At 62.5% G+C, this 21,431-nt stretch carries 18 protein-coding genes; 5 read left to right on the top strand and 13 right to left on the bottom strand.

The features are described 5' to 3' along the window. Positions 1-66 precede the first annotated feature (66 nt). The 11 genes from X773_RS51740 to X773_RS51690 all read right to left on the bottom strand — a co-directional run bounded on the left by X773_RS51740 (position 67) and on the right by X773_RS51690 (position 13,778). The gene (locus X773_RS51740; RefSeq protein ID WP_023676263.1) at positions 67-1,587 is read right to left on the bottom strand and encodes a hypothetical protein; all 1,521 of its coding nucleotides are present in this window, start codon (positions 1,585-1,587) and stop codon (positions 67-69) included. A gap of 92 nt (positions 1,588-1,679) precedes the next feature. Further along, the gene (locus X773_RS51735; protein ID WP_023676262.1) at positions 1,680-3,077 is read right to left on the bottom strand and encodes an NAD(P)(+) transhydrogenase (Re/Si-specific) subunit beta; all 1,398 of its coding nucleotides are present in this window, start codon (positions 3,075-3,077) and stop codon (positions 1,680-1,682) included. 6 nt (positions 3,078-3,083) lie between these two features. Continuing rightward, the gene (locus tag X773_RS51730) at positions 3,084-3,509 is read right to left on the bottom strand and encodes an NAD(P) transhydrogenase subunit alpha (RefSeq protein ID WP_023676261.1); all 426 of its coding nucleotides are present in this window, start codon (positions 3,507-3,509) and stop codon (positions 3,084-3,086) included. Beyond that, positions 3,506-4,786, bottom strand: a complete 1,281-nt coding sequence (locus X773_RS51725) for a Re/Si-specific NAD(P)(+) transhydrogenase subunit alpha (RefSeq protein ID WP_023676260.1) — start codon at positions 4,784-4,786, stop codon at positions 3,506-3,508. Before X773_RS51725 ends, X773_RS51730 begins: the two co-directional genes overlap by 4 nt. An 81-nt stretch (positions 4,787-4,867) precedes the next feature. Then, positions 4,868-5,092 carry an aa3-type cytochrome c oxidase subunit IV gene (locus tag X773_RS51720; RefSeq protein WP_023676259.1) on the bottom strand — a complete coding sequence of 75 codons (225 nt, stop codon included), beginning with the start codon at positions 5,090-5,092 and terminating at the stop codon, positions 4,868-4,870. 173 nt (positions 5,093-5,265) lie between these two features. Continuing rightward, the gene (locus X773_RS74425) at positions 5,266-5,415 is read right to left on the bottom strand and encodes a DUF3096 domain-containing protein (protein WP_013528205.1); all 150 of its coding nucleotides are present in this window, start codon (positions 5,413-5,415) and stop codon (positions 5,266-5,268) included. 119 nt (positions 5,416-5,534) lie between these two features. Beyond that, the gene (locus tag X773_RS51710) at positions 5,535-6,317 is read right to left on the bottom strand and encodes an acyl-homoserine-lactone synthase (RefSeq protein ID WP_023676258.1); all 783 of its coding nucleotides are present in this window, start codon (positions 6,315-6,317) and stop codon (positions 5,535-5,537) included. 150 nt (positions 6,318-6,467) lie between these two features. Beyond that, complete coding sequence (locus X773_RS51705; RefSeq protein WP_023676257.1) at positions 6,468-8,789, bottom strand: EAL domain-containing protein; 2,322 nt, start codon at positions 8,787-8,789, stop codon at positions 6,468-6,470. A 152-nt stretch (positions 8,790-8,941) separates the two neighbouring features. Continuing rightward, positions 8,942-12,421 (bottom strand): indolepyruvate ferredoxin oxidoreductase family protein, encoded by a 3,480-nt coding sequence (locus X773_RS51700; protein ID WP_023676256.1) that lies wholly within the window; start codon positions 12,419-12,421, stop codon positions 8,942-8,944. Between the two features lie 225 nt (positions 12,422-12,646). Further along, a complete protein-coding gene (locus X773_RS51695; RefSeq protein ID WP_023676255.1) occupies positions 12,647-13,177 on the bottom strand; it encodes a hypothetical protein in 531 nt (176 codons plus the stop codon). Further along, a complete protein-coding gene (locus tag X773_RS51690) occupies positions 13,170-13,778 on the bottom strand; it encodes a CGNR zinc finger domain-containing protein (RefSeq protein ID WP_023676254.1) in 609 nt (202 codons plus the stop codon). Before X773_RS51690 ends, X773_RS51695 begins: the two co-directional genes overlap by 8 nt. A gap of 140 nt (positions 13,779-13,918) precedes the next feature. Here X773_RS51690 and X773_RS51685 point away from each other — a divergent pair, with 140 nt between their 5' ends. From X773_RS51685 to X773_RS51670, 4 genes are all read left to right on the top strand, one after another. After that, positions 13,919-14,824, top strand: coding sequence for a branched-chain amino acid ABC transporter permease (locus X773_RS51685; RefSeq protein ID WP_023676253.1), 906 nt, complete (start codon positions 13,919-13,921; stop codon positions 14,822-14,824). Positions 14,825-15,028: 204 nt separating this feature from the next. Beyond that, positions 15,029-15,613, top strand: a complete 585-nt coding sequence (locus X773_RS51680; RefSeq protein WP_023676252.1) for a TRAP transporter small permease subunit — start codon at positions 15,029-15,031, stop codon at positions 15,611-15,613. Continuing rightward, complete coding sequence (locus X773_RS51675) at positions 15,613-17,391, top strand: TRAP transporter large permease subunit (protein ID WP_031211665.1); 1,779 nt, start codon at positions 15,613-15,615, stop codon at positions 17,389-17,391. Before X773_RS51680 ends, X773_RS51675 begins: the two co-directional genes overlap by 1 nt. A 16-nt stretch (positions 17,392-17,407) precedes the next feature. Beyond that, entirely contained in the window at positions 17,408-18,433 is a 1,026-nt protein-coding gene (locus X773_RS51670; protein ID WP_023676250.1) for a zinc-dependent alcohol dehydrogenase family protein, read from the top strand. A 387-nt stretch (positions 18,434-18,820) separates the two neighbouring features. On the opposite strand, the gene X773_RS51665 is transcribed toward X773_RS51670, so the two are convergent. Further along, positions 18,821-19,930: a TRAP transporter substrate-binding protein gene (locus X773_RS51665; protein WP_023676249.1), complete on the bottom strand. Its 1,110-nt coding sequence runs from the start codon at positions 19,928-19,930 to the stop codon at positions 18,821-18,823. 284 nt (positions 19,931-20,214) lie between these two features. Here X773_RS51665 and X773_RS51660 point away from each other — a divergent pair, with 284 nt between their 5' ends. Beyond that, positions 20,215-20,988 (top strand): gamma-glutamyl-gamma-aminobutyrate hydrolase family protein, encoded by a 774-nt coding sequence (locus X773_RS51660; RefSeq protein ID WP_023676247.1) that lies wholly within the window; start codon positions 20,215-20,217, stop codon positions 20,986-20,988. A gap of 14 nt (positions 20,989-21,002) precedes the next feature. On the opposite strand, the gene X773_RS0137705 is transcribed toward X773_RS51660, so the two are convergent. After that, a complete protein-coding gene (locus tag X773_RS0137705) occupies positions 21,003-21,398 on the bottom strand; it encodes a hypothetical protein (protein WP_031211664.1) in 396 nt (131 codons plus the stop codon). Positions 21,399-21,431: the final 33 nt, after the last annotated feature.

Genomic DNA, 21,431 nt, shown 5'->3' with positions numbered 1-21,431 from the left:
AGATTACGCCCGAAGGGGACCTTGCTTTGAACTGCCGCCGCGGCATTGTCGTGCGCTGCTCGCCGCCTACAGCTCAGCTTCCAGTTTGCGGCCGAGATCGACCGCATCGCGCAGCACGGCAAGGTGCGAGCGCGGCTGTACGCCGGCCGGCGCGTTGACCTCGACGCCGCTCGCCGTCAGCGACCAGTAGAGCCTGTGCGTGAAGACGCGGCCGCCCGAGCCGCGCAGCTCGACCTGGATGTTTTCCACGCCGGGACCAAAATTTTCCGTCATCCGCCCTGAAATCGGGTCGCCGGTCAGCCAGCCATTGCCCCTGTCGAAAATATTGGTCCAGCGCGTCGCGGCAAACACCGCGCCATGATGCACCGCCCGCTGCGGCTTGCCGGAATGGCTGCGCCCTTCCTGGTAGAGCATGGTCCCGCCCGCCGCCCTGTCGGCGATCGGCGGGCATGCCGAAAACAGGCGCTCGGCGATGCCGCGCCTGAGTTCGGCGAGGTTGTAGGTCACTAGAAACTCGCTGTGGGTCAGCGGACTGCCGAGCGTGACGAAATCGCTGATCTTCCACGGCAGCGGATGATCGGCGTCGCCGACGCGAAGCTGCCGGTAGAGCTCCCATTGGCTGCGCCGGAATGCGGGGAGGTCATCGAGGCTGTCGGGCCAAGCGGAGGCATCGGCGGCCAGCGTCGCCTTGTCGACGGCGTGGATCGCCTTCAGCCTCGCTTTGTCGCGAATGGCTTCCAACTTTCTAGGCCTGAAATCGGCCCACAATATCTGCAACAGATCATAGGCGATGATCGACCCGAGGCTGTGCGAGACCAGCACGATGCGGTCATAGGCATCGTCCATCATGAGACGCTTCAGCAGCTTGAGGCCACGCTCGCGGACCAGCGCCCGCTTCTCGACCGTTGCCGCTTCGGCCCGCACATAGGCGGCGACGTCGCCGAAATAAGGCAAGCCAAACTGGTCCACCGACCAGATGACGAACGACGCCAGAACCGTGACAAGCACACCGGTCGTCCAGGAGATGTAGCCTTGCCAGGTCGACGTTGCGAGCGCCAGCGCCGCGCCGAGGACGACGATGGTGGCCAAAAGCGTGACGACATAGAGTTTGAGCACATCGCGCGGAATATCGGCCGGCTTGCGCCAGAGCAGGGTCGTCACCCAGGCAGCAAGGCGGCTTCGGGTCGTGCCCTGGGTGATGTCGGCCCAGTAAAGCTCATAGAAATCGGTGCGGCGGCCATCGACATCATAGGGCGTGGTGATCCGGCGGAGTTCGTGCGAATTGGTCCGGCTGTCGGGCGTGATCCAGCTCTGGTTGATCTTCGCACCCATCGGGTCGGCCGGATCGGGGACATGGGCATAGAACGGTGCACGGGCCGGATCGTGGCTCCATACGGCCTGGACAAACTCCCTCAACGTGTCCATGGGCCGCTGCTCGCCCATGCCGTGCACGACCACTACCGCCTGGCTGCGCTTGCGTGGCGCCTTCTCTGCTGCGGTCAGATCGGCAGCCGGCGATGCAGTAGAACCAGGGTCGGGCACCAGCACCTCCACGATGACGCCGTTAGCAAGACGACGGGTCGGCATCGTAGCTTCAGAACCGGTAACAGCCAAGAAAGAGCCCGGCGCGGAGCCGGGCTGTATTCGACGATCGGCAGTGAGTTGGCAGCGACGCCGTTTCAGTGATCCATCGCTTTGACGATCTCCTCGGTCATCTTCTTGGCGTCGCCGAGCAGCATCATGGTGCCGTCCTTGTAGAACAGCGTGTTGTCGATGCCGGCATAGCCGGAGCCGAGCGAGCGCTTGACGAACAGGCAGGTGCGCGCCTTGTCGACGTCGAGGATTGGCATGCCGTAGATAGGTGAGGACTTGTCGTCACGAGCCGAGGGATTGGTGACGTCATTGGCCCCGATGACATAGGCGACGTCGGCCTGCGCGAACTCAGAGTTGACGTCCTCCAGCTCGAACACTTCGTCATAAGGCACGTTGGCTTCGGCCAAGAGCACGTTCATGTGGCCGGGCATGCGGCCGGCAACCGGGTGGATGGCGTATTTGACGTCGACGCCGTTGGCCTTGAGCTTGTCGGCCATCTCGCGCAGCGCGTGCTGCGCCTGGGCGACGGCCATGCCGTAGCCCGGCACGATGATGACCTTTTGCGCATTCATCATCAGATAGGCGGCATCCTCGGCCGAGCCCTGCTTGACCGTGCGCTCGATGCCGTCGTTGGCAATGGCTGATGTCTCGCCGCCGAAGCCGCCGAGGATGACCGAGATGAAGCTCCGGTTCATGCCTTTGCACATGATGTAAGACAGGATGGCGCCCGACGAGCCGACCAGCGCGCCGGTGATGATCAGCGCCAGATTGCCGAGCGTGAAACCGAGTGCGGCGGCGGCCCAGCCGGAATAGGAATTCAGCATCGACACGACCACCGGCATATCGGCGCCACCGATCGGGATGATGAGAAGCACACCCAGCACCAGCGAGGCGGCAACGATCAGCCAGAACACCACCTTGGACTCGGCGGTGACGAGCAGCACGATCAGCACGATCAGCGCAATGCCCAGGGCCGCGTTGATGAAGTGGCGGCCACCGATCATGATCGGCTTGCCCGACATGCGGCCGTCGAGCTTCAAAAAGGCGATGACCGAGCCGGTGAAGGTGATGGCACCTATGGCAACGCCGAGGCTCATCTCGATCAGTGCCTGGGCATGAATATCGGCGACGGTGCCGATGCCGAAGCTTTCCGGTGCATAGATGGCGGCCGCCGCCACCATGATCGCGGCAAGACCGACCAGCGAGTGGAAGGCGGCGACCAGCTGCGGCATCGAGGTCATGGCAATACGCCGTGCCGTGACCGCACCGGCCGAGCCGCCTACCAGCAGCCCGAGCACTATGAGGCCGAAGCGCCCGGCCGAAGGGGTCGCCAGCGCCAGCGTCGTGGCGATGGCGATGCCCATGCCGATCATGCCGTACATGTTGCCCTGGCGGCTGGTGGTCGGATGCGACAGGCCGCGCAATGCCAGGATGAACAGGATGCCGGAGACCAGATAGAGAAAGGAGGCGAAGTTGGCGTTCATAGCGGCCTACTTTTCCTTCTTCTTGTACATGGCCAGCATGCGCTGGGTGACGAGAAAGCCGCCGAAGATGTTGACCGATACCAGCATCAGCGCAACGAAGCCGAAGCCGGTGGCAAGCCCTGAGGCCGAGATGCCGACGGCCAGCAGCGCGCCGACGACGATGACGGAGGAAATGGCGTTGGTGACCGCCATCAGCGGCGTGTGCAGTGCCGGCGTGACGGACCACACGACGTAGTAGCCGACGAAGATCGCCAGGACAAAGATGGCGAAGCGAAAGACGAACGGATCGATGGCACCGCCGGACAGCGCGTGAGCGGCGTCACCCGCCGCCTCGGTCCCGGGCGCGGCCGCCAGGTTCTGCACCGCAAGCCGCACGGCAGCTGTCGCTTGGTCGAGCTGGTCGAGGGCTTTCTGCAGAGTCTGATCCATCACGCGATCCCTCCGGTGGTCTTGGGCTTCCTCGAAGCCGCCGTTTTCTTCGCAGCCGGCTTCGCCGAAGCCTCGGCAACCATCGTCCTGGCCGGAATGGCCGGTGGTTCGACATATTGGCCCTTTGGCGGCTCCTGCTCAGCCTTTGCGAAAGCCGGATGCACGATCTTGCCAGCATCGGTCAGCATCGTCGCCTTGACCAGTTCGTCGTCGTGGTTGATGGCAAGCGTCTTCGCCGCCTTGTCGACCAGCGTCTCGAGGAAGGCATAGAGGTTCCTGGCATAGAGAAGCGAAGCGGAGGCGGCGACGCGACCGGGAACGTTGAGATGGCCGACGATCTTTACTCCGTTGGCCGTGGTCACCACCTTGCCGGCTTCGGCGCCCTCGACATTGCCGCCGCGCTCGACCGCAAGGTCGACGATCACCGAGCCCGGCTTCATCGAGGCGACCATTGCCGCCGAGACCAGCTTCGGCGCCGGACGGCCGGGGATCAGCGCCGTGGTGATGACGATGTCCTGCTTGGCGATGTGCTCGGCAGTCAGCGCCGCCTGCTTGGCCTGGTACCCCTTCGACATTTCCTTGGCGTAGCCGCCGGCCGTCTCGGCCGCCTTGAACTCCTCGTCCTCGATGGCCAGGAATTTTGCGCCGAGCGAGGCGACCTGCTCCTTGGCGGCCGGGCGCACGTCGGTGGCGGTGACCACGGCGCCGAGGCGGCGCGCGGTGGCGATGGCCTGCAGACCGGCGACCCCGACGCCCATGACGAACGCCTTCGNCTTCGCAGCCGGCACCGTGCCCGCCGCCGTCATCATCATCGGCAACGCCCGGTCATATTCGGCAGCCGCATCAATCACCGCCTGGTAGCCGGCGAGGTTGGCCTGGCTGGATAGAACGTCCATCGATTGCGCCCGGGTGATGCGCGGCATGAACTCCATGGAGAAGGCAGTAACACCGGCCCTGGCAAGGGCTGCGACGGCAGCGTCGTTGCCGTAGGGATCCATGATCGCAATGACAGCGGCGCCGGACTTGTAGCCCTTCAGCTCGGCGTCCGTGGGGCGGCGCACCTTCAGCACCACATCGGCCCTGGCTGCATCGCCGGCCTTGCCGATCGCGGCGCCCGCCTTGGCAAACTCCTCGTCGGGAACGCGCGACGCCGTGCCGGCGCCGGTTTCCACGATTACGTCGAAACCCAGCGCTGCCAGCCGCTTCACCGTATCGGGGGAGGCCCCGACGCGCGGCTCGTTTGCGTCGAGCTCACGAGGGATGAAAACCGTCTGTCCCACCGCATGATCCTTTCGGCCGGAACCCTGTTACCGCAAGACATCGACCGACCCCGGCGGCGCCTTCGACAAAGGTTGGAGGAGTTATCGGAGAATAAAGGCGCCGATGGCCAGGATCAGCACGAATAGGATAGTCCCCGAGAAGAAGCCGCCCACAAAGAAGCCGAACGCCATGGCAAGAAGCACGGCGGCGCAAAATAGCGACCCATATTTGGCCAGCATCACAAAGCCGGCATAGGTGCGGTCGTGCTCGGCATAGTCCATCTTCGCGCCTAGTTCGACAGGACCGGTCGGCGTGTGTTCAGCCATTGGAATACCCCTTCGAAGACATCTTTCAGGCACATAGCGAAAAGCCGCGTTAAGGGCAATGGCGCTATTGCCGCATCGCCGCAGCCAACAATCTCAAGCAAAACTTGAAATCGCTGCGCGAAGCGCGGCGATACCAATCACAATGGATGGCAGGTCCGCTATTGCCTATGTCGTTAGCCGGCGAGATGCGGGAACAGACCGAGCAGGCCGACAACGATCAGATAAAGGGCGACGATATAATTGAGCAGCCGCGGCATCACCAGGATCAGCACGCCTGCAATCAGCGAGATAAGCGGGGTAAGGGCGAGCGTGGAAATGGTCATATCGGTTCCTTTGATCGGATCGCTATCGAAGCGATGCTTGGCGGATGCCGGCCATGCCGACCTACCACCAGCACCCTTGCCCAGAACGCCGAAGCGACCGGAAGGCTCCATGGGCTCGTTCAGGCGGCTTCGCGAAAATACTTGGCGGTGGGCAGGATGGTCAGCGGGGCGAGTTCGCCGGCACCGGGCGTATCGAACAACATGCGCTGCTCCATTGGCGTCGAACGGAAGAACGGAAAGCGAGCGTAGGTTTCATTCTTGATCGCCAGGACATCGGCTTGATAAAGCAGCGCGAAACAGTTGATCACGCCGGCATAGGGCCGCGCATCGCCAATCGGTCGCGCCCGATAGATGCGCTTGTAGAAAGCCGCATGGTCCTCGCGGATCATGGATATGCAATAAGGCGCGCCGAAATGGAAGCAAGCCATGCCCGCAAGGCGCAGCGTCACATACGGGATCTGCGGGTAAAGCCGTGACCATTCGGCGTCCACGGCAAAACGGCTCGGGTCGATAAAGACTTCGCCGGCCGCCAGACGCGGCATCAACAAGTCCTTGTAGACGCTGAGCGCTGGTGATGTGGCGTTATCAGCAGACACGTTATGCAGGCGCATTGTGCTGACCAGCCGCCCCTCGATGTAGATTCCGAACGTATGGCAATTGGGCAGTTCGTCAAACTCGTCATGGACCTGACGGGACGCATTCTCGGGCACCAGATCGTTCATCCGATAGGAATTGTAGCGCAGCCTGTAAATGCTTTCGAAGTCCTCGCCGCTTTCACAGCGTCGGTACTCCGTCCGGTCAAGCAGCGCATAAACATGTTGCGCGAAGCTGGACATGGTCTCGGACGCATCTTTCCCACCAGCGCCCGCCGCATGGCCGAGCGAACTCAACTGGGCACACATGAACTCTATTCCCCGCGATTACCGCCACCAGCCGACACTACGGACGGGTCATGAGATGTAAAGATGAAAATAAGTAGGAGCTCGTTTACCGCTCGTTAAGGTTAATAATTAATAAAATTATACTAAAATACGTGGTTTTTCAGCGCGAAGTCAGCGCCGCGGCGCCTTCCTTGCCGTCTGGATGTCCTTGGCGAAGGGCCAGACGGTGCTCGACATCGTCTCGATGCCGGACGCGCTGAGTGCCGACCCGAACAGAAAGCCCTGGACCAGGTCCGGCTTGACCTGCAATGCCAGGATCTTGAGCTGTTCGAAGGTCTCGACACCTTCGACGGTAACCGAAAGTCCCAGCGGCCGTGAAAGGTTGACGATGCCCTTGAGCAATTCGAGCGACCGGCTGTTCTGAGTGACATCCATCAGGAACGAGCGGTCGATCTTGATTTTGTCGAGCGGCAGTTTGTGGAGATAGCTGAGGCTCGAATACCCGGTACCGAAATCGTCGAGCGCAATGCGCACGCCGAGCCGCTTCAACTCCTCGATATATTGGCGTGTCAGCGACTTGTCGTCGAGCAGCGCCGTCTCGGTGACTTCGATCTCCAGACGTCCGGCGGAGAGACCGGATTTAGCCAGCGCGTCGCGAACCTTCTGGATGACATCACGGTTGCGGAAATCCTTGGCCGAGAGATTGACCGACACGCTGGTCTGGGCCGGCCATTTGGCGCATTCCGTGCAGGCCGCATGCAGGACGAAGGTGCTGATGTCGGAAATAATCCCCATTTCCTCCGCCAGCGGAATAAAGATACCGGGGGAAATCGGCCCGAGATCGGGATGATCCCAGCGGCACAGCGCTTCGCAACTGGCGATACGCATCGTGCTCATCGCCACGATCGGCTGATAGACCACCCGCAATTCGTTGTTTTCCACGGCGCTGCGCAGGTCCGCCTTCATCAGCTGACGGCTGCGGAAGGCAGCATCCATGGAGGCCTCGAACAGCCGCCAACCGTTCTTGCCAAGCTCCTTGGCCTTGTAGAGTGCAAGGTCGGCTTTGACGATCATGGCGTCAACGTCGGTATCCTTGACCCGCGACAGCACCGCGCCGCCGCTGGCCTGGATGCGTAATCCGTGGCCGGCGACATCGACCTCGCCCTGTAGATTGACAAAGATCTCATCAACCTGGCCGGTCAGGTGGCTTTCATCCTCGATGCGCTCGAAGAAGATCATGAACTCGTCGCCGCCGAAGCGGCTGACGGTGATGCCTGGCCCAGCGACTGCCGCCAGCCGCTCGGCAACGGCGTAGATCAATCCGTCGCCGACCGGATGGCCGAGCGTGTCGTTGACGCTCTTGAAATCATCGAGATCGAGCACCACCAGCCCGCAGAGACGCTCGGGATCCCCTGAGGCCATGGCTTCCACCACCAACTCGTGGAAGTAGGCGCGGTTGGGCAGGCCGGTGAGACTGTCGTAGCGCGCCATGAAGCGGATCTTGTCTTCCGCCTCGACCCGGGCGGTCACATCCTCGAAAGTGACGACGCCCAGTTCCTGGCTGCCTTCGCGCGCCGAAAATTCATAGTGCTGGCCGTTAGTGAGCGAGACCAGGACCTTGCGGTCGCGGCCCTCGCGCAACGCACGCGTCAGCTGGGCTTCGATGTAACGGCAATCTTTCGGCGCCAGCATGCCGCCTGCAGCGCCGCGCATCAGCAGACCGTGGATCGAGCGGCCTAGCAGCGCATCGGCCGATTTGAGCGACATCAGGTGCGCGGCTTCGGCATTGGCCACCGCCACCCGGCCGTCGGGACCAAGCATGACAAGGCCATGCGACATGGTGTTGAGCGCGCGGTTGAAACGCTGCGCGATGCGGTTCGCCTTCTTTTCCTCCGACAGGGCGGTAAACAGGACTTCGCGGACGATGTCGGCGAACCGCTTGATCGCAAACAGAAAAGGGGCCGACATCAGACCGAGGATGATGTGGTAGATATCGCCGCGCAGGATAAAGCCAAGCGATATGGGCCATGTGGTGGTTATGATAAATATCATGACCATGCGCGGCGACCCATAATTGCGGCCGGCAATCGACGTGACCGATGCCAGAGTGACGCAGACAGAGGCTATTTCGGCATAGTTGTCGTGGCTGTCATTTGCCAGATAGATACTGACGAAACAGAACGCGCCAAGCATGAAACCATGCATCGAACCGAAAATTATGTAATCGTTTTCGCGATCATGGGCTTCTTCCCACGTCGTCGGGGAAGGAAGTCGCCCGTATTTTCGGATGTTGCGAAGGCGCAGAGTACCGACAATGATGAGCCCAGCGGCAACTAGAAGATACGCCAAGTCCATGGTCTTCCAATAGACCAGAATGACGAGGAGTGTCTGCGCAACAAGGCCGATCGACAGCGTGAACCCGTCGCGAAACAGCGTTTCCACGAACGGAATGTAAACGTCGACCGGAATCTCGTTTTTTCGTCTCAGATTCACGCCTGGATCCCAACCCTAGGGAACCCAGCAGTGTCACATTGGCCTTAAGAAAGGTTTAGAGCAGCGGTTCGGGCTCTATTGGCATTCATTGGTGACGAAGCGGAAGCAGGGAAACTACAGTTCAGGTAAACAAGGCGTATCACAGCGCTGAATTATTCGGCGGCTTGAAGTTGCGGCCGCAGTGGCGCCGTCGAGAGGCGGTCGAGCAGACGCTGGCGTTCGCCGGCGGCTTTTTCGGCACTGGCCTGCTTGACGTGGCCAAAGCCGCGGATGAGCGCCGGCACCGAGACAAGCGCGGCGGCGGCCTCGATCTTGCCCGGCGCCAGCGCGCCGGCGACAAGCTCCAGGTCGGCTTCATAGAGGGCAAGAAGCTGCCGCTCCATACGCCTCTCGGCGCTGTAGCCGAACAGGTCGAAAGCGGTACCGCGCAGCCCCTTCATCGCCGCCAGCAGGCAGAACCCGTTCATCATCCACGGGCCAAAGCTCGACTTCCTCGGCTTCCCGTCACTGCCGCGCCTGCCCATGATCGGCGGTGCGAGATGGAATTCAAGCTTGCCGTAGCTCTGGAACTGCTTTGCGAGCTCTGCGGCAAAGGAGCCGTCCGTATAAAGCCGCGCCACCTCGTATTCGTCCTTGATCGCCATCAGCTTGAACAGGTTCTTTGCGGCAGCCTCGGTCACCACGGTCGAACCGGGCACAGCATTGGTTTCGGCCTTGCGCAGCGCCGCCAGTCTGTCGGCATAGCGCTTGCCATAGGCGGCGTTCTGATAGACGGTCAGGAAGGCGACGCGGCGAGTAATTATATCGTCCAGCGTCTCGGCAATGGCGGCATGCTGCGTGGCCTTGCCCGGCTGGGCAAGAAGGCTGCGCACGAAATCCGGCTGGTGGGCGGCGCGGCGGCCCCAGCGAAATGCCGCGATATTCATCGCTATCGCCTCGCCGTTGAGCTCGATCGCCTTCTCGACCGCCTCCGCCGACAGCGGCAAGCCGCCGTGCTGGAAGGCGAAGCCGAGCATGAACATGTTGGCGCCAAGCGAGCTGCCGAACAGCGCGGTGGCGGTGCGGGTGGCGTCGAAGAAATGCGTCCTGTCGTCGCCCGCGGCCGTTCTTATCGCTTTCTTCAGCCGCTCGATGGGCAGCGAGAAATCGGCCGAACGGGCGAACTCGCCCGGCATGATCTCGGCAGTGTTGGCGAGGAAGATGGTATGGCCTTCGCGCACCGCGGCCAACACCTTCTTGGCACCCGAAACGACGAGATCGCAGCCGAGCACGAGATCGGCCTTGCCGGCCGATACCCGAATGGCGTGGATGTCATCCGGCGTGCGGGCGATGCGGACATGGGTGAACACCGAGCCGCCCTTCTGGGCGAGGCCGGCCATGTCGATCATGCCGCAGCCCTTGCCTTCCAGGTGCGCGGCCATGCCGAGCACCGCGCCTATTGTGACGACGCCGGTGCCGCCGACACCGTCGATGATCGCCGCCCAGCCTTGTTCACCGAGCGTAAATTGCGCCGGCGCCGGCACCCCCGCGAGCGGGTCGGCCGCGCCGGCTATGCCTTCGGCTTTCCTGATTTTGGCGCCGTGAACGGTGACGAAGGAGGGGCAGAAACCGTTAACGCAAGAGAAGTCCTTGTTGCAGCTCGACTGGTCGATCTTGCGCTTGCGGCCGAATTCGGTCTCGACCGGCTGGATCGAGACGCAATTCGACTGCACGCCGCAATCGCCGCAGCCTTCGCAGACCAGCTCGTTGATGAAGATACGCTTGTCGGGATCGGGGAAGGTGCCACGCTTGCGGCGGCGACGCTTCTCGGCGGCGCAGGTCTGGTCGTAGAGCAGCACCGAGACGCCTTTGACCGAACGCAACTCGCGCTGGACGAGATCGAGGTCGTCGCGGTGATGGATGGTGGCGCCGGCGGGAAATTCCACCTTGCCGGTATATTTGTCCGGCTCGTCGGTGACGATGGCGATGCGCTCCACGCCCTCGGCGCGCACCTGCCTTGCGATCATGTCCACCGTCAGGCCGCCCTCGTGCGGCTGCCCGCCGGTCATCGCGACGGCGTCATTGTAGAGGATCTTGTAGGTGATGTTGGCGTCGGTCGACAGCGCGAAGCGGATCGCCAGCACACCCGAGTGGTTGTAAGTGCCATCGCCCAGATTCTGGAAGATGTGCTCGCGCTTCGAGAACGGCGCCTGGCCGACCCACTGCGCGCCCTCGCCGCCCATGGCGGTGAAGCCGACGGTGTTACGGTCCATCCACAGCGCCATGAAATGACAGCCGATTCCGGCGGCGGCGAGCGAGCCGTCCGGCACCTTGGTCGAGGAATTGTGTGGGCAGCCGGAGCAGAAGAAGGGCGTGCGCGAGGCGATGTCTGACGTGTCGGCCAGCATCGCCTGGAACTGGCGCAACTTCGCCACCCGCGCGGCGATTTCTTCCGACGGGCCGATCGTTCGCAAAATCCTCTCGCCGAGCGCGATGGCAATATCGTTGGGGTCGAGCGCGCCCTTGGCCGGGAACAGCCAGTCGCCGCGCTCGTCCTTCTTGCCGACGATGACCGGCTGCGTCGCGGTGCCGTAAAGGTTCTCGCGCAGTTGCACCTCGATCAGCGAGCGTTTCTCCTCGACGACGACGATGGTATCGAGGCCGCGAGCAAAGTCGGCGATGTGTTGCAGGTCGAGCGGCCACGGGCAGCCGACCTTGAACAGCCTGATACCGATACGACTGGCGGCCGCTTCGTCGACGCCGATATCCTCCAGCGCCTGGCGAACATCGAGATAACTCTTGCCGATGGTGACGATGCCAAGCTTGGCGCTGGTGCCGCCCGAATAGACGATCCGATTCAGCCCATTGGCGTGGATGAACGCTGAAGCGGCGGCGCGCTTGTATTCATGCAACCGCTCCTCCTGGCCGAGCATGTCGATCTCGTTACGGATGTTGAGGCCGCCGGGCGGCATGTCGAAGTCCGGGATGACGATATCTAGCCGGTCGAGCGCGGCATCGACCGAGGCTGTCGATTCGATGTTGTCCTTGACGCATTTGATCGCCGCCCAGGTGCCGGCAAAACGCGACATGGCAAAGCCGTAGAGGCCGTAGTCGATGATCTCCTGGACGCCGGCCGGATTAAGGATCGGCACCATGGTGTCGACGAACAGGAACTCGGTGGCATGCGCGTTGGTCGAGGATTCGGCCATGTGGTCGTCACCCATCAGAGCCAGCACGCCGCCATGTTTCGACGACCCGGCGAGATTGGCGTGGCGGAACACGTCGCCGGAGCGGTCGACGCCCGGACCCTTGCCGTACCAGACCGAAAAAACGCCGTCATGGGTACCCTCGCCCAGCAATTCGGCCTGCTGCGAGCCCCAGCAGGCGGTGGCGGCGAGCTCCTCGTTGAGACCGGGCTGGAAGACGATGTCCGACTGCGCGAGCTGGTTCCTGGCCTTCCACAGCTGCATGTCGAGGCCGCCGAGCGGCGAGCCGCGATAGCCGGAGACGAAACCGGCGGTGTTCAGGCCAGCCCGGCGGTCGCGCTCGCGCTGCATCAGAAGCATGCGGATGACTGCCTGGGCACCCGACAGGAAGATGCGCTCCTTTGCCAGGTCGAACTTGTCGTCGAGCGCGACATTGTGCAGCGTCATCAGGCATTTCCTGTGCGGAGGCCGCGCCTGGAGGTGCGCGGCCAACGTCGGAGTCGAGTGCCCACAGTCTTTCTTCCCTTGCCGGGGAGGTCAAACAAAATCGAAGGTGCCAGGCGGTCCGCAACAAACGATCCGTGCGCGGCCGTGTGGCGCCACGAAACGCCTGTCGGGGAGGATGGCCGAGCATGAAAAATTCCGGCGGCGATCGGTGCCGCTGGTGATGCATCATGCAGCCTTTGGGCAACTGGGCTTCGGTTCACCGGGCAGCTTGCCGTCGACATGGCCGGCCAAGTCCTTGTTGAGCTCGTAGACTGGCCCGACCACCAGAGGCCGGTCGGGCAGGACCGACTGGTCGAGCGAGGACGTCAGAGTGGTCGCGAAACTCTGCAGCAACTTGCCGCTGGAATCCTCGATGCGGATCGACACCGCATAGGGCTTGTTCTTGACAACGCAGGTAAGCGGCGGGCTGGTGAGCGTCACATGCGGCAGCTTCGGCCATATTTTCTGGGTGACGATGATCGGATCACCACCGGCCGGGTTCTGGAAGGAGACCACAGCGACCTGCCCCTCACCCACCGGCCGCAGCGGATTGAGGGTGATGACATAGGTGGCGATACCCAGCCGGTAGTTGAACTCGAACAGCTTCCCGGAAATGGCGAACAGCTGGTCCTTGCCGGAATCACGGCAGGCGCCGAGCGCGGCCGCCGCGAACAACGCCGCGACGACAATCATCGCGCGTGAGAATCTTCTAGACATTGGTGACCTCCCTGGCCGCGGTCCGGCGGCGATAGTGTCGGTTTGCCTTCTGGCGGTTGCCGCACACCGCCATGTCGCACCAGAGGCGGCTGGAATTGCGGCTTTTGTCGACAAACAGCCAGCTGCAGTTCGGACATATCCGCAGCCTGGCGATGGTGTCGCTACGCAGCAGCGACAGCGCCGAGACCGCGAGCGCCGCCTCGAAGGCGATCGGCGTTGCCGGATCACCGAACGGTTTTCCAGGCGTGCCGATTTCGGTGTGGCCATGGGCGAGGCCATCGGCGCAGGCTTCCAGGAATTCAGGCATATCGGCGGTGTCGATCGCACCTTTCGATACCGCGCCGCGAAACAGCCGATCGGTCGTCTCGCGAATCGACAGCACCACCGGTGCGATCTTTTCAGGCGCCGGCGCTACGAGCCGCCTGCCGCCGAGCTCGGCGGCGCGAAAGGCACTCGCCGCTTCGGCAAAGCGGGCGATCTCGGCCGGATCGTCGAAACGGTCGAAAGTTTTCTCCGGATCGTTCCGCAAAACGACGGTGTTCGCCGTATCGAGCGCCAGCATGCCACCGGTAAAGCGGTGCGGAGTCCAGGATACTGTCATATGGCGAATCTAACTGATAACTCGCGTTTGACAAGTTAGATTCCGGGTGCAACGCTCGTCACTGAGGCGATCGCCGTACTGAGAATATCGTTCGTCCCAAACCTCTGCCCCGATTGCGGGGCATGCATAGAGGGTCTTGCATGCTCTATTTCTTCCAGCAGGTTCTGAACGGGCTGCATTCGGGCGCGCTCTACGCATTGCTTGCCTTCGGCTACGTGCTGACCAACGGCATCCTGCACCGTACCAATCTTGCCTATGGCGCGCTGTTCGCCTTTTGCGGGCATACGATGATCCTCACCGCGGCGTTCGGCTATCAGGCGCTGTGGCTGACGCTGTTTGCATCGGTCGCGCTCGGCGTAGCTGCGGCATTCCTTTATGCGGCGCTGCTCAGCCATGTCCTGTCGCGAAGTATCTTCGAACCGCTGGCCGACCGCTCGCCCAACGCCATCGTGGTGACGACGCTCGGCATATTGCTGGTCTTGTCGGAAGCCAGCCGCATCGCCGCCGATACCCATGACCTATGGTTGCCGCCAATGCTGGCCCAGACCATCGTCTTCGCGCAGAATGCCAGCTTCAAGGCGACGTTGACGCTGATCCAATTGCTCGATTGCGCCGCCGTACTGGCGGCCATAGCGCTGGCTGCTTGGGGCTTCGCATATTCGAGCTTCGGCCGGAGCTGGCGCGCCGTATCCGACGATCCCAAGGCGGCTGCGATGTGCGGCGTCGATGTCCGTGCGGTGTTTCGGCGTGCGGTGCTTTTCGGCGGCCTTTGCGCGGCACTGGCTGGCGTGCTCGCCGCCTTCTACTACGGCAACATCAGCTTCGGCACAGGGTTGGTCTACGGGTTGAAAATCCTGTTCGTGACCGCAGTGGGCGGCTATCTTTCGCCTTTGCGGGCGGCACTGGGCGCCGCCGCTTTCGGCATGGCCGAATCGCTATGGGCCGGCTATTTTCCGCTCGAATGGCGGGACGGCTGGATGTACCTGTTCCTCGTCGCCATGCTTGTGCTGATCGGCGCCGGCCGCGACCAACAGAAGATCGCCTGAGCCGCACCCGACTTTGCTTGGGTGAAAGCGCCGCATGTCCTTGGACATGCAAAGGATGCGGCAGCATTTTGCCGCCCGTCATCTCACAACTGTGTTTATGCGGGCTGTCCCGTGTTGACCCGCCGGACCACGCACTGCATACCGTTGGTCCACAGCGACGCGACGGACAGGGAACCGCCGCGCTCTGACACAAGGGAGGAATGCATGGCAGGGCTTCTCGCTCTTTCCAGAACCATTGACCGTTTGAACGAATTCATCGGCAAATGGGTTTCGTGGCTGATCCTGCTGGCGATCCTGGTAAGCGCCGCCAACGCCGTCATCCGCAAGGTGTTCGACATGTCCTCGAACGCCTGGCTGGAATTGCAATGGTATCTGTTCGGCGCCGCCTTCATGCTGGCCGCCGCCTACACGCTGAAGCAGAACGACCATATCCGCATCGATATCGTCTACGGCATGTTCTCGCGCCGCGTGCAGCACTGGATCGACCTTTTCGGTCACGTCTTCTTCCTGATGCCGTTCGTGACGTTGATGGTGGTCTATTTCGTTCCCTATGTGTCGCTGTCGTATCGCAGCGGGGAGATGTCGAACAATTCCGGCGGGCTGATCATCTGGCCGGCGAAGGCGATCCTGCTGGTCGGCTTTTTTCTGCTCGCGCTGCAGGGCATTTCCGAAATCATCAAGAAAATCGCCATCATGCGCGGTCAGATGGACGATCCCACTCCGTTCATATCGGTGCATGAGCAGGCCGAACTCGAAGCCAAGGCGCTCGTCGAAGAGGTGCGCTCGTGATCGAGTTCATCGCCCAGAACATGGCGCCGATCATGTTCGCCTCGCTGGTCGTCTTCCTGCTGATCGGCTACCCCGTCGCCTTCTCGCTCGCCGCCAACGGCCTGATGTTCTTCTTCATCGGCGTGCTTCTGTCGCCCTATTCGGGCGGCTCGATCAATCTCGCCTGGCCGTTGCTGCACGCGTTGCCGGATAATTTCTATGGCAGCCGGGTGATGTCGAACGATACGCTGCTGGCGATCCCGTTCTTCACCTTCATGGGCATCGTGCTCGAACGATCCGGCATGGCCGAAGACCTGCTCGACACGATCGGCCAGTTGTTCGGACCTGTCCGTGGTGGCCTCGCCTATGCCGTGATTTTCGTCGGCGCGCTGCTCGCCGCGACGACCGGCGTGGTGGCGGCCTCCGTCATTGCCATGGGTCTGATTTCGCTGCCGATCATGCTGCGCTACGGCTACGACCGGCGGCTGGCATCCGGCGTCATTGCCGCGTCCGGGACGCTCGCCCAGATCATCCCGCCGTCACTGGTGCTGATCGTCCTGGCCGACCAGCTCGGCCGCTCGGTCGGCGATATGTATAAGGGAGCGCTGATCCCCGGGCTCATTTTGACCGGCATCTACATGCTCTACATCCTGCTCATGTCGATCTTCCGGCCGAAGTCGATGCCGGCCCTGCCGCTGGAGGCCCGCACGCTCGGCCACGGCGCGCTGTCGCTGCTGGCGGCGCTGCTGGCGGCGGTGGTGGTTTCCTATGCGGCGTATCGCTACCTTGCGCCGAACCATGGCGGCAACGCCGATATCCTCGGCGCCACCATCGGCGTCATCTTCATCTATGTCGTCGCGATCGTCGACCAGGGCCTGAAGATCAACCTGATGTCCAGACTGGCACAGCAGGTGATCATCGTGCTGATCCCGCCGCTGGCGCTGATCTTCCTGGTGCTGGGCACGATCTTCCTTGGCATCGCCACGCCGACGGAAGGCGGCGCCATGGGCGCCGTCGGCGCGCTGGCAATGGCGGCGATGAAGGGGCGGCTGTCGCTCGACGTGGTCAAGCAGGCGCTGGCGTCGACGACCAGGCTGTCGTCCTTCGTTCTGTTCATCCTGATCGGCGCGCGGGTGTTCTCGCTGACCTTCTACGGCGTCAATGGCCACATCTGGGTCGAGCACCTGTTGACGTCGCTGCCGGGCGGTGAAGTCGGTTTCCTGATTGGCGTCAACATCCTCGTCTTCGTGCTCGCCTTCTTCCTCGACTTTTTCGAGCTTGCCTTCATCATCGTGCCGCTTTTGGCGCCAGCGGCTGACAAACTCGGCATCGACCTGATCTGGTTTGGCGTGCTTTTGGGCGTCAACATGCAGACCTCCTTCATGCATCCGCCCTTCGGCTTCGCGCTGTTTTATCTGCGCTCGGTCGCCGCGCGCGTGCCCTATCTCGACCGACTCACCGGCAAGCAGATCGCGCCGGTCACCACAGGGCAGATCTATTGGGGCGCAGTGCCCTTCGTCTGCATCCAGGTGATCATGATCGGCCTGACCATCGCCTTCCCGCAGATGGTGATGCACTACAAAGGCACTGTCGTCGATCCTGGCACCATCAACTACCAGGTGCCGGAAACGCCTGGCATCGGCTTGTCGCCGCTTGGCACGCCGCCAGCCAACGGCGGCACTGCCCCGGCCTCACCTTCCACACCGGATTTGTCGCAGCCGCCGAGCTTCGACGAAAAGCCGCCCGCGAAACCGGCGGCGCCGGCAATTGATCTGTCGCAACCACCGAGTTTCAACTGAGGAAGGCCCGGCAGCCATGAAGGCGGTTCGGTTGGAGCGAATGGGCAGCCTCGCCGTGTGCGAGGTCGAGAAACCGACCGCCGGGCCGAACGATCTGCTGGTGCGCATCGAGGCGTGCGGCGTCTGCGGCACCGACAGGCATCTTTTCCATGGTGAATTCCCGTGCACGCCGCCGGTGACGCTCGGGCATGAATTCTCCGGCATCGTCGAGGCGGTCGGACCTGCCGTATCCGGCTTTTCGGTCGGCGACCGCGTCACCGGCGATCCCAACATTGCCTGTGGCCGATGCGAGCATTGTCAGGCCGGCCGGGTCAATCTCTGCGGCAATCTACGCGCCATCGGCATCCATCGCGATGGCGGCTTTGCCGAATATCTTGTCCTGCCGCAGAAACAGGCCTTCGTCTTGCCAGGCGATCTGAAGCCTACGCATGGTGCTTTCTGCGAGCCGCTCGGCTGCTGCCTGCATGGCGTGGACCTTGCCGCGATCAAACCAGGCTCGTCGGTCGCGGTGCTCGGCGGCGGCGTGATCGGCCTGCTCACCGTTCAGCTGGCAAAGCTCGCCGGTGCGACGACCATTATCTTGTCGACCCGTCAGGCCTCGCGGCGGGCTCTTGCCGAGCAATTTGGCGCAACGGCGACGCTCGATCCCAGCGCCTTCGATGTCACCGATGCGATCGTCGGCCGGTCGGGTTTGATGCCGGGCGGCGTCGACGTGGTGTTCGAATGCGCCGGCGTGAAAGACACTGTTGAGCAGGCGATGCGGCTGGCCAAAGCGGGCGGCACCGTCGTCGTCGTCGGCGTGATGCCGCAAGGCATGAAAGTGGCGTTCGAACCGTTCGATCTGCTGTTCCGTGAGTTGAAGGTCCTGGGTTCCTTCCTCAACCCCTTTACCCATCGCCGGGCCGCCGATCTTATCGCCTCGGGGGCGATCGAAGTAGATCGGCTGATATCACGACAAGTCAGCCTCGACGAGGCGGTGGCGATCATTGCCAACCCGCCGGCGCCAGGTGAGGTCAAAGTCCTGGCAGTGCCTCAGAGCTGATCCATCGGGCCAGTTGCCACCGGCAGGCTTCGCGGTTCTGCGTCGCATCGATGGCTTCATCCTCAATCTGATAAAGCCGGGCTGATGAAGCCGGGGAAAGGCGACCCCGCCACCTATGCCGACGCCGGCTTACAACCGGGTGAGGTCCAGCAACTGATGCGTGGCCGCATCAAGTCGACAGTGTTCTATTGCCATGCTCCGGGCGGGAATACCGGTGGAAGTCAGTGCGTCCGAGGCTGACAGGAAGGAACACGGGGCGTGCTCAGGGTCCTTTGACAAGAACCACGTCTTCCTGGAGCGGAATGCATTCAAATAAAACCGGGCATCCGCTTTGTTTTAGCCCATTTCTGCGACGCCGAGTGGAGCCACTCGGCGTCGCAGAATGTTCTAGAGCTTGGCATTGCGCTGCTGGACCATCATGAAGGTGTCATAGTTGTACTCGGCCACCTGCGCCCAGAGATAATGCTCCTTGCGGAACGCCTTGATCGAATCCCAGATCTTCTTGAACGGCGCGTTCGAGGCTTCCATCTCGGCATAGACTTCGTTGGCCTTTTCGAAACAGGCGGCCATGATCTCCTGGCTGAACGGGCTCAACTTGGCACCGCCGGCAACCAGCCGCTTAACCGCCGCCGGATTGAGATAGTCGTATTTCTGCAGCATGTTGGCGTCGGCCGCTTGAGCGGCAGTATGCACCAGCGACTTGTAAGCCGGCGAAAGTTCGTCGTACTTCGCCTTGTTGAACATCAGATGGACAGTCGGTCCACCTTCCCACCAGCCGGGATAGTAGTAATAGGGCGCAACCTTGTAGAAGCCGAGCTTCTCGTCGTCATAGGGGCCGACCCATTCGGCGGCATCGATCGTGCCTTTTTCCAGCGCCGGATAAATGTCGCCACCGGCGATCTGCTGAGGAACCACGCCGAGCCTTTGCACCACTTTGCCGGCAAAACCACCGATACGCATCTTGAGGCCGGAAAGGTCGGCGACCGTTTTGATCTCCTTGCGGAACCAGCCGCCCATCTGCACGCCGGTATTGCCGCCCGGCAGCCCAAACAGACCCTGCGTCGCCAGGAACTCGTTGAACAGATCGATGCCGCCGCCATGATAGTGCCAGGCGTTTATGCCGCGCGCGTTGAGCGAAAACGGAACCGCCGCTCCCAGCGCCCAGGTCGGGTCCTTGCCCCAGTAATAGTATGCCACGGTGTGGCAGGCCTCGACGGTGCCGGCAGTGGTGGCATCGGCGGCCTGCAGGCCGGGAACGAGTTCGCCGGCGGCGAAGACCTGGACCTGGAAGTTGCCGTCGGTCGCCTCCGACAGCATCTTGGAAAACACTTCGGCGCCGCCATAGATCGTATCGAGCGACTTCGGGAAGGACGACGCCAGCCGCCAGGTCACTTTCGGATTGGACTGGGCGATGGCCGGCGCGGCAAGTGTCGCGGCAGCGGCCGCGGCGCCAACGCCGGCGGTGCCGGCCTTGCGGATGAACGAACGACGATCCATGAAGTTCCTCCCTTTTGGATCCACTGACCGACATTCGGGACACTTCGGCGCCCGGATCGGCTTCGAGCCGACAATACACAGGCAAGGAGTCGAGTCCAGCACGGCAGCCCGGTTTGAGCGGCGCATTTCGGGGAAATTCACGGCGTTGGGGCAGATCTTGCAACTATAGTCTAAGGTCGATTAACTGGCCTACGCGACACGCCGAAACTTGCCATGGAAATGCGCCTTCGGATCGCCTATTTTGCAGGCAGATAATTCGTTGCACCCGATGGGATCCGGACCAAATGCACCAGCCGCTCGTCGCCGTATCGACCGATGTCCGCCAGTTCGACAATTACACCTGGCATGCCGCGCCACAGCAATATCTCGAAGCGGCGCTTTCGGGTGCAGGCGTGTTCCCGCTGCTGGTACCGTCCTTCGGCGACCGGCTCGACTTCGACGAACTGCTTTCCGCCGTCGACGGCGTCATGGTCACCGGTTCCAAATCGAACGTTCATCCCTCGCTCTATGGCGGTGACGCCAGCGAAGCCAATGGTCCTTACGACTCCGCCCGCGACGCGACGACGTTGCCGCTGATCCGCCGGGCGGTGGAGCGCGGGGTGCCATTGCTCGCCATCTGCCGCGGCATCCAGGAGATGAATGTGGCGCTGGGTGGCACGCTGGCCACCGAAATCCAGGAACGCGCCGGTTCGCTCGATCATCGTGCGCCGGCAAGCGACAATCAGGACGAACGCTTCGCCATCCGCCAGAGCGTGGCGATAAAACCCGGCAGCTGCTTGGCCGGGGTCTTCGGCGCCGGCGACATCATGGTCAATTCGGTGCATCGCCAGGCCATCGGCCGACTTGGCCCAAAGCTGCAGGTCGAAGCGGTCGCCGCCGACGGCACCGTCGAGGCGGTTTCGGTGCGCGATGCACGGGCTTTCGCCGTCGGCGTCCAGTGGCATCCCGAATACTGGGTCAAATCGGACAGTATCTCGGTAAAGATATTTCGCGCCTTCGGCGATGCTGTACGTCTGCATCAGGCGGCGAAATCGGGTGCGCGCGCAGCCGCGGAATAGTCCTGCCGCGCTCGCTAGTTGCCGGCCGACGCCAGCGTCAGCAGCGGCAGCGCCGGCGCGTAGGATTCGTAACCATCGCCGTCGGCGACTGAGAACATGACGATCGGATCGGTGCCGTTGGCGCTGAGGGTGACCGTGCCGTCATCCTGCTCTCGCCAGAACTTCGCCTGCTCCACGCCGGGCAACACCCGGCGGCAATTTGCTGCGACCGTCAACAGCGACAGGCCTTGCGAAATCTCGGCGCCGCGGCTGACCGCACAAGACCCCTCGTCGCCATGGGCTACCAGCCTGTAGTTGCCGGATGAAGGCGGTGACTCACTGGCCGCACGGCTTTCACCGCTACCGGCGTAAAACAGTTGGGCGCTGCCGAACAGTACAGCGACAGCCATCAATGCAGGAAGCGTCTTCATCCTGGTTCTCCGCGCATTTCAAGCGCGCCGGTT

The organism is Mesorhizobium sp. LSJC280B00 (assembly GCF_000502835.1).
In the GTDB taxonomy this organism is placed as follows: domain Bacteria; phylum Pseudomonadota; class Alphaproteobacteria; order Rhizobiales; family Rhizobiaceae; genus Mesorhizobium.
Note: the sequence above shows the minus strand (reverse complement) of the source record. Positions and strands in the feature narration are given on the sequence as shown.